The organism is Peptidiphaga gingivicola (genome assembly GCF_001652275.1).
GTDB classification, from domain to species: domain Bacteria; phylum Actinomycetota; class Actinomycetes; order Actinomycetales; family Actinomycetaceae; genus Peptidiphaga; species Peptidiphaga gingivicola.
The window spans coordinates 1,268,225-1,285,907 of the sequence record NZ_LVZK01000001.1 but is presented as its reverse complement, the minus strand read 5'-3'; the positions used below and the strand labels follow the sequence as shown (position 1 = coordinate 1,285,907).

Below are 17,683 nucleotides of genomic sequence, written 5' to 3'. Positions count from 1 at the left end.
GCGATGGGCTCGCGTGAGGATCACTTGGGCTCGTCAGCCTCGGCGTCCTTCTTGGCCTCGGCAGCGTCCCTCTTGGCCGCAGTTTCCTTGACCGCCTCGTCTGCCTCCTTGGATTCGACGGCGTCGGCCGCGGTTTCGGCGGCCTCCTCTGCGTCGGCGCTTTCCTTGGCTTCTTTCGCGAGCTTTTGGGCTTCTGCCGCCTTCTTGGAGGCTTTCTCAGCTTCGCGGACCGCTGACTGCTTGGGCGAGACCTTTTCCGTCACGAGTTCGATGCGCGCGAGCGCCGCGTTGTCGCCCTTGCGGTTGCCGAGCTTGATGATGCGGGTGAATCCGCCGTTTCGTTCGGCGAACTTCGGCCCGAGCTCCTCGAACAGGATGTAGGCGAGCTCGCGGTCTTGGAGGACGCGAAGGGCGAGACGGCGGTTGTAGGTGTCGCCGCGCTTGGCCTTCGAGATCAGTCGCTCGATGTGGGGCTGAACGGTCTTGGCGCGAGTCTGGGTGGTTGTGACCGCACCGTGGCGGATGAGGTCCTTGCACAGGTTCGCGATGATGTGGCGCTGGTGGGCGGGCGAGCCGCCCAGACGCGGGCCCTTAGTGGGCTTGGGCATAGTAGTGTCTCCTATGAAAAATCGGGCTTCAGCCCTGCGAGTCGTCGCTGAACTGCATCGTATAGCTCTCCTCGCCGAAGCTGGAGACGAAACCAGCGGGCGAATCTTTCAGGCGCAGGTCGAGCTTGAGAAGCTCGTCCTTGACGTCCTCGATCGACTTCGCGCCGAAGTTGCGGATGTCGAGGAGGTCGGCCTCAGAGCGTTGAATGAGTTCACCAATGGTGCGGATGCCTTCACGCTGCAGGCAGTTCTGCGAACGGGCGGGAAGGTTGAGAATCGTGATGGGCCGCTGCAGGTCCGAGGACTGGGTTTCGACGACGGGCGGGGGGCCCAGCTCGATTCCTTCGACCTCGTTGTTGAGCTCGACGCACAGCCCGAATAGCTCGACGAGCGTCTTGCCGGCGGAGGCGAGCGCGTCCCGCGGCGTCGTCGAAGGCTTCACTTCGACGTCGACGACGAGCTTGTCGAAGTCTGTGCGCTGGGCGACTCGGGTCGCCTCGACTTTGTAGGACACCTTGAGAACGGGCGAATAGATCGAATCGATCGGAATGCGGCCGATTTCGTCCTCTTCTCCCTTGTTCTGCGCGGCGGAGACGTAGCCTCGACCGCGCTCGACGGTGAGGTCGATCTCGATTTTGCCTTTATCGTTCAGCGTGGCGATGTGGAGGTCGGGGTTGTGGATCTCGACGCCGGCGGGCGGCGTGATGTCAGCGGCCGTGACCTCTCCCGGGCCCTGCTTGTGCAGGTACATGAGGACCGGCTCGTCGTTTTCCGAGGAGACGACGAGTTCCTTGAGATTGAGGATGATGTCTGCGACGTCCTCTTTGACCCCCGCGATCGTGGAGAACTCGTGGAGGACTCCGTCGATGCGAACCGATGTGACGGCCGCGCCGGGGATCGACGAGAGCAGGGTGCGGCGCATGGAATTGCCAAGCGTGTAGCCGAAACCCGGCTCGAGGGGTTCGAGGATGAACCGCGAGCGGTACTCCGAGACCTGCTCTTCGGTGAGAACAGGGCGCTGTGCGATAAGCACGATTCTTTCCTTTCATGGACGCCCGCTATTTGACGTCCAGTCGCCCGCAGGCCATCCGTCCGGCCTGCGGAGTGCGGATATCCGCTTGGGGCCCGCCGAGGCGGGCCGTGCGTCACACGCGGCGACGCTTCGGTGGGCGGCAGCCGTTGTAGGCTTGCGGCGTCACGTCGGAAATCGATGTGACCTCGAGGCCCGACGCGGTGAGGGAACGGATCGCCGTCTCACGGCCGGAGCCGGGTCCCTTGACGAAGACGTCGACCTTCTTCATTCCGTGTTCCATGGCGGCGCGGGCGGCGTTCTCCGCGGCGAGCTGCGCAGCGTAGGGCGTCGATTTGCGCGAGCCTTTGAAACCGACCTGGCCCGAGGAGCACGAGGCGATGACGGCGCCGTTCGGGTCTGTGATCGAGACGATCGTGTTGTTGAACGTGGACTTGATGTGGGCCTGACCTGCGACGACGTTGCGGCGCTCCTTGCGACGCGGACGGCGGGAGCCGGAAGAGGCCTGGCGGGTCTTGGGGGGCATGATCTACTCCTACTGCTTACTTCTTCTTCTTGCCGGCGACGGTGCGCTTGGGACCCTTGCGGGTGCGCGCGTTCGTCTTCGTGCGCTGGCCGTGGACGGGCAGGCCGCGGCGGTGCCTCAGGCCTTGGTAGCAGCCGATTTCGATCTTGCGGCGAATGTCAGCCTGAACCTCGCGGCGCAGGTCGCCTTCGACCTTGTAGTTCTCGTCGATGTGCTTCTTGAGCGCGACGAGCTGGTCCTCGGTGAGGTCGCGGACGCGAACGTCCGGGCTGATGCCGGTGGCCGCGAGCGTTTCCGCCGAGCGGGTGCGGCCGATGCCGTAGATATAGGTGAGCGCGATCTCAACCCGCTTTTCGCGAGGAAGATCGACGCCGGATAGACGTGCCAATTTCTTAGCTCCTTGGTAGTCCGAAGGTGTGGAACACTGCCTCTCCCCCGCTGAACAGCGGAGCCCCGGCCTTCGGTCCGGGGGTTGCCCTGCGGCGGGCAGTGCGGTTGACGCGGGAAGACCCGCTGCGCCGGGTCACCCTTGGCGCTGCTTGTGCCGCGGGTTCTCGCAGATCACCATGACGCGGCCGTGGCGACGGATCACCTTGCACTTGTCACAGATCTTTTTGACGCTGGGCTTGACCTTCATTGCTGTACTTCCTTGCCGTCAGAACACTGGCGGCGATAGAAAATCGGGGCTCACTTATAGCGGTACACGATGCGCCCGCGGGACAGGTCGTAGGGAGTCAATTCGACTACCACGCGGTCCTCCGGGAGAATCTTGATGTAATGCTGGCGCATCTTGCCGGAGATGTGAGCGAGCACAACGTGCCCGTTCTCCAGCTCGACGCGGAACATCGCGTTCGGGAGGGCCTCGACGACCGCCCCCTCAACCTCGATGACTCCATCCTTCTTCGCCATAACCCTCGCTAACACTCCGATCGGCCCCGCACCGGGTTGCGCGGTTCCGAGGCAGACCTGCTTTTGGGCAGGACGTACCAACGATCAATATTACACGGACCGCCTGCTTGAAGGTAGCGGCGATCCGGTGCAGTAGATCACCGAGGGCCAGCGCCTTTCCCGAACGACTCGCCCATCACGCTGCGCGGTCGTGACGCTCAAAAGCTTCGCACATTTCCGAAACGGCCCCTCGAACAGCTTTCCCCTCGTCCGCCCAAAGAATCCCCATCTCCACTCGGGGCGCCCTGTTCCCATTCCGAGAGCCCTTCCCATTGCATGTCAGGAGCGCTCGTTCCGCCGCCTGTCCGGAACACCCTTTCCCGTCTGAGAATGTTCTTTATAACAAAAGAGGCGAAAGTCGATTTCGCTCTTCCATCGACGGCGGAATGCCGGTAAGCTCTCAGACGTAAACATCTACGGATCGGGCGACGCGGAAGAGCCATGCGTCTCTAGGCGCTAAGCGCCGAGGCGCTTGCCACCTACACCGAAACGCTTGGCGTCAGGCGGCGGAGTCCATGCCGCCGGACGTCGAAACGCATACTGTCAAACCCTGAGAAACACATATCGTCAAACCTTACAACGAAAAGGACATTCCAATGGGCGAGCTCAAGTTCGATCGCGACAAGGCAGGAATCAAGGCCATCGCCGGATGGGACGACGCGGACTACTACAACGGCGTCGGCAAAGGCATCGACGCTTGCATCGGCGATGTCGTAAAGATAGCCGTAAGCCTGCCAACCGACACAGTTAACGCCGGATGGAAGACCGACAACAACGGGACGAGCGCACTGAGGAAGACGCTCGACTGGACGATAAAGCTGTTCGCCGGCGCCGCCCGGGAGATCGCCGACGGGTGCGCAACCCTGGGCTCGGGAATCAAGTCGGGAATCGAGAACTTCGACTCCCAGGAGAACAACTCGGCGACGCGCTTCGACATGCTGCAATCCTCTCTGCCCAAGAAGTGACGGCTTTCGCAATGCATGCACATAGACATTTCATGACGCACACGCCCGCATGCCCGCCGGCCGAAGATGAATCGGACAAAGACCGAACGGGCCAGACGACGCCGAAGCCCGCCCGACCCCGCCGCGGAAGCACGACCACACGGGCGCGCCCTTTCCACGCAGTCGCAGGGCTGCTGTCCGCATTGCTTCTGCTGGTCGGCGGCTGCGCCTCACTTAACGTCGATTCGAAGGATCTTGTTCTTGCCGTCAAGTTCGACAACGACGATTGGGGTAAACCGGACGATTTCACACATGGACGTAGCGAACAATCCGGAATACCCCATATCCTTCTTAAAATGAAACTAAAAGGGTCCGAAACTGGATCGATTCTATCGATACGTTCAAGGAAAATGTCGCACAGCGAAAAGACCTTGCGAAAACAGCTAATTAGAGAAAACGGGATACCCGGGGCGCACAAGTTAGAAGTTAGACCGTTTAAGCATCCAAGAAAGATAGGAGGCCGAGATGCGTACGGTTACTCCTATTTTGAAAACGATTTCAAAAGATGGGCACAGGTATGGTACGTCGACTGCCCAGCTGGCTACTTTTGTGAAGTATATGTTGAAAGCCCAGTAGAAGCAGAAAGACTTGATCCGCAGATCACTAAAGTCTTGGATGACATCCGGTGGACGCGAAAGCATATCACCGACCCGACAACCTACTAGATTTTCCTTCTATTAGATTCTCCTTGCTCGGCTTTTCGGAACGACTCTCTATGAGTCTCTTCAATCGCGTGCTTTGTGGACGTTGCTGGAGTAATGTCAGCCTGCCGCTCTTTGGTCCAGTGAGAATGCTTGGCGAATTGGAAGGCTTCTTGCTGAGTAGCGCGGCGTTTATGGGGCCGTTCGCCTCGTCGATAATGTCCTTCCTTGGGATATAGGCGACCCGGGACCGACGGGGACCCCCGGCGGCTTCCCGGAGGTCAAATTCAGCGGCACAGGCTGGAAGGAAGGAACCGAGAACGATGTGCTTCCCCACGGCGGAGACACCGGCCAGATCCTCTACCGCATCAAAATCACACAGCTCAACGCCGGAGCGATCCTGTCCATCGACTTCCGATACTCGAGTCCGACGCCTCGCGTTCCTCGGGACGAAGTGCTCGAAAGATACGTGAAAAACGACGTCGAGGGAAGGGAACGGCCGACGGCTTTTGACAAGCCTATCGACATCGGGGGCCGTCAAGCATTATGGCTTCAGCTTCTATCACGACACGCATGAGAGATGGGTCCAGCTGTGGTTCGTCGAATGCGGCGGAGGCAAAGAAGACCAACGTTGGCAAATCTACCTGGAATCCCCGCAAGGCGCACCAAACCTCGACCTGCAACTGATGAAGGCATTTAACCACATCACATGGACAACCTACACCATTGCGCTTAAACCCGCAGCACATGGCAGTGCCGACGCGATGTCGGATATCAGCCCTCAAACATTCGAATGGCTTTTGTCCTTAACCTCCCCAGCATCGACGCCCGTATGGTACTCGGCCAACTCCAAATGAGACAGGAGCGCCCTGTACTGGCCGACGACATGCCGACCACACCTGCAGCCAATTTCTTCGCGCTTCGAGTCTGGAAAGTCGGAATCGACCTGTCCTCAAAACAGGAACTTTGGTATAAAGTATTGAAGTAAGGTTCTGCGGCAACTTGCGTCGGCAGATCTGCCATAAGTCGCTTCGGCATGCGATAAGGAATTCCAGCGGCTGACGACGCCAACAATCAGACAATCAGAGAGCAAACGATTATGACTCACGGCAGAAGAATCCGGCCAAGACCGCACATGGCAGCAAATCGCTGGGCGCAGGCGAAGCTTGTTGCAGCGACGCTTGCGTGTCTTCTCGCCCTGGCGGGATGCTCCGGAGAGCCGAAAGTGACGGGTTCACCGATCGTCGCGCCACAAGTCAAGTTTGAAATGGCCGGTTGGGGCGAGCCTAATTACAAAAACGGGTACAGCGAGCAAGACATAGAGAGAAATCTTCTTTTGAAAATGAAACTCAAAGGTTCCAGTGTCGGCGCGATACTCGCCGTTCGATCGACTCACCTGTCTTACGGGGCGAAGAATTGGAGGGAGGAGAATATGAAGCGGTACGGCGGCGACCCCGAAGGAAGCTCGACTAAAAGGGGCATCACCCCTTTCGTCAAACCACGAAAGATCGGCGGCCGCACCGCGTACGGCTACTCCTACTACCACGCCTTCTTCAAACGCTGGAGCCAAGCATGGCTGGTCGACTGTATGAAAGGCTGGATCTGCGAAATCTACATCGAAAGTCCACGCGACGCGCCAAACCTCGACCCGACGCTCGTAGACACAGCCCTCAACAATATAAAATGGTGGAGGAAAACGTTCTACCGCTAAAGCTAAACTAGTCCTACTTCGAATCTCGAAGTGAACCGTCAAAGGCCTTGTCGATTTGGTCCTGCATATTCGTAACGCCAGGCACCCTCTTCCTTCCTTCATAAGTCCAATAAGAATTTTCGTTGAATCTATACGCTTCGTTTTCTTGAGGGTCTGTTTGATGTTTAGAAGCATAGTTTTCGTCAACGAAGTTCTCTTCTTTGGGAAGCCGGTGGTAGAGCTCCTCCAAGGTCACAAAGTGCGCCTGCGGTTCTCCCAGATACTTATTCTGCCGTTGAGCCTCCACTTTTATCGCGTCCACCGGGCTGTACTTGCCGTCGGGAGTTGACTCAGTCAGACCGTTTGCGATGGTTTCGACGGCGTTGTCGCGGTCGCTGACGGCTTCGGCGCGGTTGTCGAGGGAGAGCCACTTGTTGAAGGCCGCGTCTTGACCCGCTTCGAAGGCTTGGCTGCCGCCGGGAACCTTGCCCGCCGGAATAGCGCTCGTGAGGTGGTTGATCAAACCTCGAACATTCGAATGGCTTTTGTCCTTAGCCTCCCCGACATTGACGTCCGCGTTGAACTCGGCCAACTCCAAATGGGACAGGAGCGCCCCGTAACGTCCAACGACATGCTGACCATACTTGCTGTCCACCCGCCACGCCTCGACTTTCCAAAACCGGAACTGCGCAGCCAGTCGAGACTCGGAGTGTTAAAATAAAGGCCTCAAAGTAAGAAGCAATAATGATCGTCTTGACCGTTGCTTTAACTAAGGAAGAGCCAGTTTCAATGGAAGAAAACACGAACACCCCGAGAAACAAAAGACGAACAAGGTGCACCACAAGGCTTTCACCGTCTTTCCACAAGACTTTAGCCGTTAAGCCTCCCGTTAGATCTCTGCTGCGGGTCGCCTCAGCACTGCTTGTATGGCTCGTTAGCACATCTGGATGTGCTAACGAGCCCGTACAAGTCGGTTCACCGAGGATTGTCCCGGATGCAGAGATAGTGAACGCCGAGTGGGGAGAACCCGACTACAGCAATGGATACAGTGAAATGGCAGGTGGACGGCACCTTCTCATCAAGATGAAGCTAAAAGGACCTTACAAAGGGTCAATGCTAAGCATCACCACAACGTCCCTTTCCGACAACGCCCAGAAGTGGAGAGACGAGAACTTAAAACGACTCGAAAATCCGCATGTAAGCGCAAATTGGAAACACATAGTTGCATTCAAGTCTCCAAGAGGGGTTGGAAATCGTAGCGCGTATGGTTACTCATATTACGAAAGCGATTTTAGAAGATGGGCTCAGGCATGGTTTGTCAACTGTTTGGATGGTTACGTTTGTGAAGTTCACTTAGAAAGCCCCATCGACTCCGGGAGTTTCGAATCGAAGCTTTCGAATATTCTGAATGAGATTAAATGGAAGAAAAGAACTGTATACGGTTAAACCTATAACATCATTTTGAATCTCGAAGGGTCCCGTCATAAGCATCTTTTATCACTTTCTCGACGTTTGTGACATTAGAAATATGTTTCTGCGCAGATTCAGTCCAATATGAATGCTTGGCAAATTGATAAGCTTCTTGCTCATTAGGAGTGGTGTCCTTCTTTGGAGTATTTGTTTCGTCGATAAAGCCCTCTTCTTTCGGTAGCTGGTCGCGGAGCTCGTTGTTTGTCCTGATCCGCATTTGAGGCGCACCATACGTATTGTTCTGTCGCTCTGCTTCGTTTTCGATCATGTCCACCGGACTGTATTGTCCATTGGGCGTAGGCTGGGTGAGTTTGTTTGCGATGGTTTCGACGGCGTTGTCGCGGTCGCTGACGGCTTGGGCGCGGTTGTCGAGGGAGAGCCACTTGTTGAAGGCCGCGTCTTGAGTCGCCTGAAGGGCTTGACTGCCGCCGGGAACCTTGCCCGCCGGAATAGCGCTCGTGAGGTCGCTGATCAAACCTCGAACATTCGAATGGCTTTTGTCCTTAACCTCCCCGACATTGACGTCCGCGTTGTACTCAGCCAACTCCAAATGAGACAACAACGCCCCATAACGCCCAACCACATGCTGACCATACTTGCTGTCAATCCGCCACGCCTCGACTCCGTCGCGGTACATGCCCTGGGTCGCCTTGTTCGCCAACTCCAGCAACGCCGGCGGACGCCCATGCAACCCGGTGGTATTAGTGTCACGCACACCATTCTCAAAAGCCAAATCAGTAAACAAACCTCTCTTGGCCAGTGTCATATCGTCAACCAACGAAGCCGGAAGAACAAGTCGGTAGCGTTTGTCTTTGACGTCGTAAACGGCACCATCCCCCGACTCCACGCCTGAAGGGGTCGTCAGTTCCCGGGCGAGGTCGTCGGTGTATTCTTTGAGGATCTGCCCTGTCCACGAGCGCAGGCCGTAGTGGGCGGCCCCAAAGCACGGTTCGCCTTGCGCACCCAGACTCTGACCAGCGTCTGTACCGTTGATTCCGCCTGAGCGCAGACCCTCGGTATATCCTTGGAGGTAGCCGCGGATGGCGGTGAAGGTGTGCGGGTCGTGGACGGCATCTTTGCCGGAGGTCGCCTCGTCCACAACGTGTCCGAGCTGCTCGCCGTGGTCCACATAGGACGAAATGCCGTGTGACAGCGCATACCGGGACCCGACCAGATAGCGGGCCACGTTCGGATCCTTGTTCCCGGGCACGTCGACGTCGCTGGCAAGAAAATCCCGACTGACCTTGGGGTCCCCGTCCAACCCGTACATCATATTCGCTACAGGATCACGTGATCCCAACCCATCAAAGGGGGAATAGTTACCGTGAGTGGCCAGATTATGTTTACCTGTAGTTTGTGACAGTGTGCCGTAAGAAGCACGATAGTCCGCCCCTTGTTCACGGTCCCATTTGAGCAGGTCGTGCATGACGGAGTCTTTGCCGTTGACGAACTCGTTGGAAAACGTCAGCTCAGGGTGGGCTTTGGCCCCCATGGCGAACATTTGACCCAAGTGCACGTAGCCTCGTTTATCGCCAATAATCGTTCCAGATGACCAACCAACCGCTTTTACTTCACGTCCAGCGACCTTAATGGACTCGAGGTAATCTTTCCGCCATTGCCCCATCGTCTCGTCGCCCGACTTGACTTTCATGGACACCCCGCCGCCCTCTGACAGACCCTTCCACGTCTCCCAGGTGTCTTTCGCTTCCCCATCCAAACCCCGAGGAACCGAACCGGTAGCAACCATTACCGACGCGCCCAACCCCCCGTACAGCCGCTGAAGATCCTTGCCATGTTGGCCGAGCTGATCTCTCTCTATTAAACCTGTCTGTGTAACCATGGTGCTTTTAGCGATACGCGCGTCCAGTTTCCGTCCCAGGTCGGCCATTCGCCGGGGATTGATCTTCGCAGCAACGGCCGCGCAGAAGTAGGGGTCGGTCCCGAGACGGTCGAGGTAGCCCTTTTTCTTCATCTCCTCCAACGCCCTTTTCGTCGGAACCCCGTCCTCGTCGACGTCGGAGACGAGCCTGGAAAAATCAGCGGCGTCGGCCTCGGCGTTGGCCGCCATCGTCTGGGCCCCCAGAATCCCTCCCCCTCCGAAAAGGGCCACGCCCAGATCGTTGCGGTCCGGACGCCGCCCGGCCCCGGCCCCGACTTTCCCGGCGGAGGGGGCGAGGTCGCCGAGAATCGATTCGATCTTCTTCGACAACGTCTCGGCCTCGGAGTCCAACTTCTCGATGCGCCGGTTGTACCGGCCCGCCAGCTCGAACTGCTTGTCTTTCAGACTCTTCTTCTGGTCATCGGTTGCACCTTCGCCCAAAACGTCGATGACTTTGAAAGCCCGCATATCCCCATCCCACTCCTCCTGCATTCCTTTGACGTCCGTGATGGTCTGCCTGTACAGGCACTTGTAGGAGTCAATGGCTTGACCGACCGCGTGAACCATCCCGCTGACCCTCCTGACTGCGCCGGTCAGCTTTTCGATCTCCCTCTTCCATGCTTCGACCATCTCCCCGGTCATCGAATCCGGGTTGACGCTGCCAGCCATGATCTGTGATCGATGCAACGCCTCATTGACATGCGACAGCTGCACCAGCGCGCTGTCAAAATCAACGTGCTCCGGCAGCGGAAGCGCCAGATCGCCTGAAACCATTGCATACGACATGACAAATCCCTCCATGATGCGGACTCGCCGCGCCGGCCAGCGCACCGAGCCTTACTAGTACTTGCGTGATTTGAATACTGTCCGTAAAGCAGCGCCGCGCCCGGCCAAACCGATCTGGGCTCGGCAACGCGCACAGTACCACTATGCCAACAAGAACGCAGCCGCTTCCGACGACCTAACAAGACAGCAGCCCTGTCAAGTCGGCTGAACACGACTGTCACCGTAAGTTTGACGAGACGGCAGCCCCTTCAAACCCGATGGAACGCCAGCTCCCGCGAGCTGGACGATATGATCAACCTGCCGCCCCGGCAAAACGAAGGTCCTTCCTAGCCGGTTTGACGACGTGACGACTGCTTCATCTACCGGTTCAGCAGTTCCGCCGTTCACTCTACAACGTAAAATGCTCCGACGCAAGGCCTTCGAAAAGCTGAGGCAAAGATGCTTAGACTCGCCTTTGCTCAGATCCATTATGATCACTGAACATGGTCCGCTATACGTTTGGTTTTGCTTACACTACCGCAAAACTGCAATGTGTCCCACTTTTTAACACAGTGCAGAACGTTGACATTACGCCTTTCTACTTTACTAATCGTTAGTACAAACAGGACTGAAACGCAAGACGACGTCGCCCGAAAGGGAAGGACCCGTTTAAAGAGGGGATGCATACAGCGGTGGCGGAAGGCCTCTGGGTAGAAGACACACCTAGGCGGATGCTGCCAAGAAGGAAAGGCCCCTGCTTCCCCTCTTCGGACCAAACAACGCAATCGGCACCCATGAGCCATTAAGATAGAAACTTACGACGGCCCTGCAAGCCATCGGACTCTCGGAACAGAGGAGACTCGACATGACCGTCCACGCGAAAAAGTCTTCCCTCATCAAAGCCATTTTGATAACTCTTACGGCCTTCGTTCTCTCCGCATGCCGCGTTGAAGGAACACTCGAATTCAAAGCCGATGGCAGCACAAAATTGGTGATAGAAATTGAAGATACAACCGATTCAATGAAGAAAATTAATCAAACATGTAAAGGATTTGAGTTGTCTACGAAAGCTAAAGCCGGATTCATTAAAAATCCAAAATTTGAGGATTTAACCTCTCAACGCGGACATATTACATGTAGAGTGTCGACAAACGAACCTTTTGATAGTGATAAAATAAAGTTCACAACCGACGGCGACAAGTATATTTTTGTCATGCCGAAAATTACTAATGGCTTTGATTCGAACGATACTAAGACAAATATAGTTATTAGTATGCCAGAAAAGGTTGTTAAAACAACTAAAGGTAAGATTGAGGGCAACAAAGTCGTGCTTGACAGTCTTGATTTCTTTAATGAAGGTATTACGGTTACGGCGGAAAAGGAAGGGGCGTCAAAGGCTTCGACGTCAGATGGCGGCCCGTCCAGACCGTCGAATGAGAAAACTGGAGCAAAGTCGTCGCGGAGCGACAGCGCAGGCGGTTTCCCGGCGTGGGGATGGGGGCTTGCCGGCGGCGGCGTTCTAGCCGTCGTTGCAGGAGCCTGGCTCATTCTCGGACGCAAACGACGCACGGTCCAGGCCCCGACCACCGGCCCCAACCAGGCACCCGTCGTTCCTTCAACTCTGCCACAACAGGCACGGCCCTACGCCCCCGGTCAGCAGGCCACAAACCCACCCCCTATCCGCACAACAACGCCCAGGCCGCGCCCTCGTCAGGCTACGGCCACAACGCGCCCCCGACCCCTCCTCAAAAACCGACCCCCGACCACACACAAGACGACCCCGACACAAGATACCGCCCCCGGTAAGAATGGGATCAACAAGTCATTCCAAGTAGACGATCGGGGAGGGCGGTTCTCAGATTTCACGCAACCAAAGCGCCGTAGGCCCGCTCACGATAAGCTAGGTTTAGTACGGCAATTCCGCAAGCCATCCGATTCTCGGGACAGAGGAGACTCGACATGACCGTCCACGCAAAAAAGACTTCCTTAATCAAAGCCATTTTGATGGCCGTTACGGCCTTCTTACTGGCCGGCTGCCGCCTCGAAGGAACCATCGACTATCGGCCTGACGCTAAAACAGTCTTATCGTTTGAAGTAGAGGATACTACAGGATATATGACCGAACTCAAACGAACATGCGAAAGCGTGAAAATAATGGCTCAAGCAAACGCCAGTTTTATCAAAAATCCGAAAGTAGAGGACCTTACCCCTCCGGGAGGAAATACTAAATGTAAAGTCACCTCCACCGAACCAATGGAAGGAACTACGACTTTGAAGGAGAAATCCGGCAAATATTACATTAATGTTCCAAAATGGAAAATCAAAGGTGACTTCAGTAAGTTTCAACTAAAAATGACAATTATCATGCCGGGGAAAGTTACTCAAACAAGCGTAGGGAAGATAGATGGGAATAAGGTCATTATCGAGGACCCCAACGTGTGGTTCAAAGGAATATCTGTTATTTCAGAGAAAGAAAGATCCTCTAAAACTTCAAATACCAACAATAGCCCTAATGAAACATCAAATGATTCGAATGAGTCGAAGCCATCGCAGAATCATAGCGGAGGCGGTTTCCCGGCGTGGGGATGGGGGCTTGCCGGCGGCGGCGTTCTAGCCGTCGTTGCAGGAGCCTGGCTTATTCTCGGACGCAAACGACGCACGGTCCAGGCCCCGACCACCGGTCCCAGCCAGGCACTTGTCGTTCCTTCGACTTTGGCACAACAGGCGCAGCCTTACGTTCCCGGTCAGCAGGCCACAAACCCACCGCCCTATCCGCACAACGCCCAGGCCGCGCCTCCATCAGGCTACGGAACAACCCCTCAAACACCGAACACCGACCACACAAACGACCCCGACACAAGATACCGCCCCCGATGACACGTTGCGCGTTGGCTCTTGCTAATAAATAGCCTGAAGCACCGGTGGCAGGGAATTAACAAGGCCTCCGGATTCAGACATTCGCTGTTCTCGGCGCACAAACGGCATAAGGTGTGGGGTGGGACCGGATCCGGTCCCACCCCACACCTTTAGCTCGAAATGACCGAGGCTAACTTTGATGCTTGCCTTGATCCTCCTGAGGCTCTTCACGTCGGCCGGCCTCAAGGAAGGTCACAGTGTTGTCCGTCTCGTAAGGGGTAACCTGCGTTTCTTCAATCGAGCGGCGGTCTTCCCGACGCTTGTCCTTGCGATCCTTTCCGCGCCCGCCTGTCAATCCCGATATGGCGCGCGACGTCGAGGCGGACCTGCTTCCTGCGGAGGCTCCTGGCCGCGTCATCCCCGGACGGGCCGAGCCGCTGCGCGAGGACGCGCTCGCCGTCGACGAAGCCGTGCGCCCCACGGCGGAAGCACGCCCAGCAGTCGATGAGGAACGCCCTGCGGACGAAGCGGCTCCCCCGCGGGCTCCGTTCACGCCCTTGGCCGAAGAGGAACCTCCGGCGGAGCGTCCGGCCATGGATGCTGCTCCGCGCCCCGAAGCTCCAGTCCCGCGGGCGGTTGCCGACCCTGCCCCGCGAGCAGACGTCGCACCGCCTCGAGCGCTGCCGGCAGTCCCCTGGCTCGTCGCGGACGAGGTCGCGCGGGCCGCCGTCGTCGCGCCCTTCATGATCCCCGACCCGCGACCGGAAGACGTCGAAGCGGCCGAACGAGCGGCCGTCGTGGCGCCGCCTTTCATGATGCTCGACCCACGGGCGGAGGAAGCGGACACGGGACGCGCAATGCCGCTGGCGCCGCCTCGGACGCTGCCGGCCCTTCCCTGAGTCGTCGCGGACGTCGTCGCGCGGGCCGCCGTCGTCGCGCCCTTGACGATGCCCGTCGAGGACGTCGTCGGGGTGCGCATGGTGGCCCCTGACCTCATTGATGAGGCACGCGAAGTCGGCATCGATTGGGCCGTTCGGGCGGCGCGGGCAGCCTGATAGGCCTTGTATCCAGCCACCGCCGCGCCTCCCCCGCCGATGGCGGCGGCCGAGGCCAGCGGATTGTGCACCGCCGGCGAATGGAGGCCCGATGGATGGGCTCCCCCTCCGGAAATCAAAGATCCCGAGGAGGAGGGCGTGTAATGCGAACTTTGCAGAGACCAGCTGTCTGCTCGTTGACTGGGGGAAACGGGGTGGACGGAAGAATGCCCAGTCGAACCGGCGTGGCTTCCAGCGGAGCCGACAGAAGCGTCGCCTCCCGACGTGTGCCATGCCGTCGCCGACCTTGAGGGGCCGGTCTGCTGATAGCCGCCGGAAGAACCGTCGCCGGATGCCCCTCGCCGCACATGGCTATCGCCATCGTCCGAGCCACCTATGCCCGGCGTACGCTTTTTCAGCCCTTCGTGGAAGCCCATCTCAGCCGATCCGTACGATTTCGTTTGCTTGTGGATGAACGGGAGCCCCGAAATCGCCGCCTCAGTGCGCGACTGCAGCTCGCTGAGAACCTTCTTAGCCCGCTTATCAAACTCGGCGTGGGCGGCTTCGAGCTGATGTTCCGCCTGTGCTTGGACCTGTGCGCTTACAGGCCCTCCCCCGGGAATGGCCTTTGCCATGCTGTTAAAGCCATCGTTCATTCTATTGACTTCACCCAGATGAGCCTGGATTTCAGCGCTACGCTCTTTCGCTTGAATGCCGCCTTTCATGGCCTCCTCGCGAACCTCGATCAGCTTGCCGATCCCATCGGAATGGTCCTTCAGATCGCGGGCAACGCTGCTGAGGTCGGTTTGGACCGAGTCGGCGGTCGTTCCTTCCAAGCCAAGGTCGGAGGCTACCCTCTCGTTGATTCCCGCGACCTCTTCGAGTTTGCCCCTGACGTTGTGCAAATGGCTGTTCGCCTGCTCAATCGACGTCGTATCCCACGACTCGATGCCGTGGAGCCTGTCAGCATTGGGAGTCGCCATTATTTATCATCCTTCGTCGCAGATGCCGCTTTCGCCATTGCCGCCACACTTCCTTTAAAGGCGAGGGCAATAGCTTGCATTCCCTGGGGAGCAATGTACTCGAACTTCGAGTCCAGGGCGTCTAGCTGGTCCATGTAGCTTTGACGCTCTTGGTCATCGATGTACTGGAATGACTTGAGAGACTCCCGCAGATTCGCGATGATCGCGTGCTGCCTCTCCGAGGTGGACTTCAGTTCATCGTCGATGGCGACGAACGACGCGTGCAGGGGCGTCTTGAAATGGTCCAGCTCGTCGACGCCTGACCAGTGTTCGCCGCCGCCGGGACCCGCTTCTATCTGAACGCCCGACCTGAAGTTCTTTTGAGCCTCTTGGAACTTGTCGCCGCCCTCCGAGAGACTTGCTAGTTGTTGATTGAATTTGTCTGAGTCGAGTTTGAATATTGCCACTTGATCATCCCTCCCGAATCTTGTGCGTGTACGAGATCTAATGGTGGCTACACCAGGGACCCCTGATGTTTCTAGGATTATAGAATACCCCTCAATCGTCGAATCCGCATCCACCTTCGTCACGTTCGCGTGTCGTCGCGGGTTGAAAACCTACCGACGATTAGAGAATCGTGACGAAACCGACAGTTCAAAGCGAACCAGCCGTGATATCCGCCGATCGGCTCGGGGCTGACTCCCCTATCCTATGAGATGATTACGCTCGCCGCTCGGGGACTGTTCCCCAAACGGCGAAATGACGCCGATTTCACGCAAAGTTCTATCCTGCGGTCCGATCAGTCAAGAGGCGCGGGCACGATTCCGAAAGGTTTCAGGCCGGCCTCGCCGCCGTCGGGCGCGGTCAGAACCCAGATGCCTCCCGAATGAAGGGCCACCTCGTGCTCCCAGTGGCAAGCATCGGAACCGTCCGCAGTGACGACGGTCCATTCGTCGTCAAGCACTCGATTGGCTTGGTCCCCCGCCGTCAGCATCGGCTCGATGCAGAGCACCATCCCCGGCTTGAGCCGAGGCCCGCGCTCGCGAGAGCGGAAGTTCGGCACATCCGGCGGCATGTGCATGGCCGAGCCGATGCCGTGGCCGACGTAATCGACGACGATGCCCGGCGGGTCGGGAAGGCTCACAATGAAATCGTCGATGGCCCGCCCGACGTCGCCCACACGGCCGCCCGTTGCCATGGCTGCGATGCCGTGCCACATGGAGGCCTCGGCAATTTCGCACAGGCGCGTGCGCGCCGGAGCGTCCTTGCCGGGAACCACAATCGAGAAGGCCGCGTCGCCGTGCCAGCCGTCCAGGACGGCACCGCAGTCGAACGACACCAAATCCCCGGCCTCGAGCACCCTCTCCCCTGGGATTCCATGGACGATCTCATCGTTGACCGAGACGCAGATCTGGGCCGGATAGCCGTAGTAGCCGTAGAAGTTCGATCGCGCTCCGTGGGCCTCCAGGACCCCGCGGGCGAGCTCGTCCATCCGACGCGTCGTCACCCCGGCCCGAACCTCCTCGCGCAACGCCGCATGGATCGCGGCCACGACCAAGCCCGCCTTGCGCATGCTGCGGATTTGGCCGTCCGTCTTGTACTCCAAGGAGCGAGACGAGCGGGACATCAGGCGCGCGAGCCGAGGAAGGAGGCGACGGCGCGCCCTATGCGCTCGGCAACCTCGTCGACGTCGCCGATGCCGTCGACGCTCACTAGGATCCTCCGCGCCCGGTACTCTGCGATGAGGGGCTCGGTCGTCTGATGGTAGAGGGCGATCCGATGCCGGATGACGTCCTCTGTGTCGTCCTTGCGGCCTTCATCGGCGGCCCGCCCGAGGAGACGTTGCACAACGACGTCGTCGTCGGCAGTGATCTCCAAAACGAAATCGAGGGCCGTCCCCAAGCCTCCGAGTATGTCGTCGAGGGCGTGGACCTGATGGAGGTTGCGCGGATAGCCGTCGAGGAGGAACCCGCGGGCCACGTCCTCCTCGCTCAGCCTGGCCGCGACCATGCGATCGGTGACGTCGTCGGGCACGAGCTCGCCGCGCGAGGTGTACGAGTCCGCCAAGCGGCCCAGTTCGTCGCCCGCGCGGGTGTGGGCCCTGAAAATCGCGCCCGTTGAGACGGCGGGGACCCCGAAGCGCTCCGTGAGGGCGCGCGCCTGCGTTCCCTTGCCCGAGCCCGGAGGGCCGACGAGGACGAAGCGTAAGGACATTGGGACACTCCCTTGCGTTGCTTTAGTTGCGTTCGTTGCTATCCCTTGCGAACTGT

General features: G+C 58.2%; 19 protein-coding genes. 7 read left to right on the top strand and 12 right to left on the bottom strand.

Annotated features, from left to right (window positions below):
- Positions 1-20: 20 nt before the first annotated feature.
- From rplQ to infA, 6 genes are all read right to left on the bottom strand, one after another.
- Complete coding sequence (rplQ, locus tag A4H34_RS05360) at positions 21-608, bottom strand: 50S ribosomal protein L17 (RefSeq protein ID WP_009199215.1); 588 nt, start codon at positions 606-608, stop codon at positions 21-23.
- A gap of 28 nt (positions 609-636) precedes the next feature.
- Positions 637-1,641, bottom strand: coding sequence for a DNA-directed RNA polymerase subunit alpha (locus A4H34_RS05355; RefSeq protein ID WP_009199216.1), 1,005 nt, complete (start codon positions 1,639-1,641; stop codon positions 637-639).
- A gap of 112 nt (positions 1,642-1,753) precedes the next feature.
- On the bottom strand, positions 1,754-2,164 hold the full coding sequence (gene rpsK / locus A4H34_RS05350) for a 30S ribosomal protein S11 (RefSeq protein WP_009199217.1): 411 nt from the start codon (positions 2,162-2,164) through the stop codon (positions 1,754-1,756).
- 16 nt (positions 2,165-2,180) lie between these two features.
- The gene (gene rpsM, locus A4H34_RS05345; RefSeq protein WP_009199218.1) at positions 2,181-2,552 is read right to left on the bottom strand and encodes a 30S ribosomal protein S13; all 372 of its coding nucleotides are present in this window, start codon (positions 2,550-2,552) and stop codon (positions 2,181-2,183) included.
- Between the two features lie 135 nt (positions 2,553-2,687).
- Complete coding sequence (rpmJ, locus tag A4H34_RS05340) at positions 2,688-2,801, bottom strand: 50S ribosomal protein L36 (RefSeq protein WP_009199219.1); 114 nt, start codon at positions 2,799-2,801, stop codon at positions 2,688-2,690.
- Positions 2,802-2,851: 50 nt separating this feature from the next.
- Complete coding sequence (gene infA / locus A4H34_RS05335; RefSeq protein ID WP_009199220.1) at positions 2,852-3,073, bottom strand: translation initiation factor IF-1; 222 nt, start codon at positions 3,071-3,073, stop codon at positions 2,852-2,854.
- Positions 3,074-3,708: 635 nt separating this feature from the next.
- Between infA and A4H34_RS05330 the strand changes: the two genes are divergently transcribed.
- The 4 genes from A4H34_RS05330 to A4H34_RS11230 all read left to right on the top strand — a co-directional run bounded on the left by A4H34_RS05330 (position 3,709) and on the right by A4H34_RS11230 (position 6,468).
- Positions 3,709-4,077, top strand: coding sequence for a hypothetical protein (locus A4H34_RS05330; protein WP_009199223.1), 369 nt, complete (start codon positions 3,709-3,711; stop codon positions 4,075-4,077).
- A gap of 32 nt (positions 4,078-4,109) precedes the next feature.
- Positions 4,110-4,781 carry a hypothetical protein gene (locus tag A4H34_RS10960; RefSeq protein WP_138587194.1) on the top strand — a complete coding sequence of 224 codons (672 nt, stop codon included), beginning with the start codon at positions 4,110-4,112 and terminating at the stop codon, positions 4,779-4,781.
- 301 nt (positions 4,782-5,082) lie between these two features.
- Entirely contained in the window at positions 5,083-5,334 is a 252-nt protein-coding gene (locus tag A4H34_RS11235; RefSeq protein WP_009199225.1) for a hypothetical protein, read from the top strand.
- 765 nt (positions 5,335-6,099) lie between these two features.
- The gene (locus A4H34_RS11230; protein WP_197480424.1) at positions 6,100-6,468 is read left to right on the top strand and encodes a hypothetical protein; all 369 of its coding nucleotides are present in this window, start codon (positions 6,100-6,102) and stop codon (positions 6,466-6,468) included.
- 13 nt (positions 6,469-6,481) lie between these two features.
- On the opposite strand, the gene A4H34_RS05310 is transcribed toward A4H34_RS11230, so the two are convergent.
- Positions 6,482-7,102: a hypothetical protein gene (locus tag A4H34_RS05310; RefSeq protein WP_009199228.1), complete on the bottom strand. Its 621-nt coding sequence runs from the start codon at positions 7,100-7,102 to the stop codon at positions 6,482-6,484.
- An 89-nt stretch (positions 7,103-7,191) separates the two neighbouring features.
- Here A4H34_RS05310 and A4H34_RS10950 point away from each other — a divergent pair, with 89 nt between their 5' ends.
- Positions 7,192-7,893 carry a hypothetical protein gene (locus A4H34_RS10950; protein ID WP_138587193.1) on the top strand — a complete coding sequence of 234 codons (702 nt, stop codon included), beginning with the start codon at positions 7,192-7,194 and terminating at the stop codon, positions 7,891-7,893.
- Between the two features lie 10 nt (positions 7,894-7,903).
- Here A4H34_RS10950 and A4H34_RS05305 read toward each other — a convergent pair whose 3' ends face one another.
- The gene (locus A4H34_RS05305; protein WP_156510264.1) at positions 7,904-10,597 is read right to left on the bottom strand and encodes a hypothetical protein; all 2,694 of its coding nucleotides are present in this window, start codon (positions 10,595-10,597) and stop codon (positions 7,904-7,906) included.
- 829 nt (positions 10,598-11,426) lie between these two features.
- Here A4H34_RS05305 and A4H34_RS10680 point away from each other — a divergent pair.
- Together A4H34_RS10680 and A4H34_RS10675 are read left to right on the top strand one after the other, a co-directional pair.
- Positions 11,427-12,524: an atherin gene (locus A4H34_RS10680; protein ID WP_231870959.1), complete on the top strand. Its 1,098-nt coding sequence runs from the start codon at positions 11,427-11,429 to the stop codon at positions 12,522-12,524.
- Positions 12,521-13,438, top strand: coding sequence for an atherin (locus A4H34_RS10675; protein ID WP_082903077.1), 918 nt, complete (start codon positions 12,521-12,523; stop codon positions 13,436-13,438). The genes A4H34_RS10680 and A4H34_RS10675 overlap by 4 nt, the downstream gene beginning before the upstream one ends.
- Before the next feature lie 169 nt (positions 13,439-13,607).
- Here the strand turns inward: A4H34_RS10675 and A4H34_RS05300 are convergent, their stop codons facing one another.
- The 4 genes from A4H34_RS05300 to A4H34_RS05285 all read right to left on the bottom strand — a co-directional run bounded on the left by A4H34_RS05300 (position 13,608) and on the right by A4H34_RS05285 (position 17,627).
- On the bottom strand, positions 13,608-15,434 hold the full coding sequence (locus A4H34_RS05300) for a hypothetical protein (protein WP_064231298.1): 1,827 nt from the start codon (positions 15,432-15,434) through the stop codon (positions 13,608-13,610).
- Entirely contained in the window at positions 15,434-15,880 is a 447-nt protein-coding gene (locus A4H34_RS05295) for a hypothetical protein (RefSeq protein WP_064231297.1), read from the bottom strand. Before A4H34_RS05295 ends, A4H34_RS05300 begins: the two co-directional genes overlap by 1 nt.
- 332 nt (positions 15,881-16,212) lie before the next feature.
- On the bottom strand, positions 16,213-17,040 hold the full coding sequence (gene map, locus A4H34_RS05290) for a type I methionyl aminopeptidase (RefSeq protein ID WP_064231296.1): 828 nt from the start codon (positions 17,038-17,040) through the stop codon (positions 16,213-16,215).
- Positions 17,040-17,627: an adenylate kinase gene (locus A4H34_RS05285; RefSeq protein ID WP_009199238.1), complete on the bottom strand. Its 588-nt coding sequence runs from the start codon at positions 17,625-17,627 to the stop codon at positions 17,040-17,042. The genes map and A4H34_RS05285 overlap by 1 nt, the downstream gene beginning before the upstream one ends.
- Positions 17,628-17,683 lie beyond the last annotated feature (56 nt).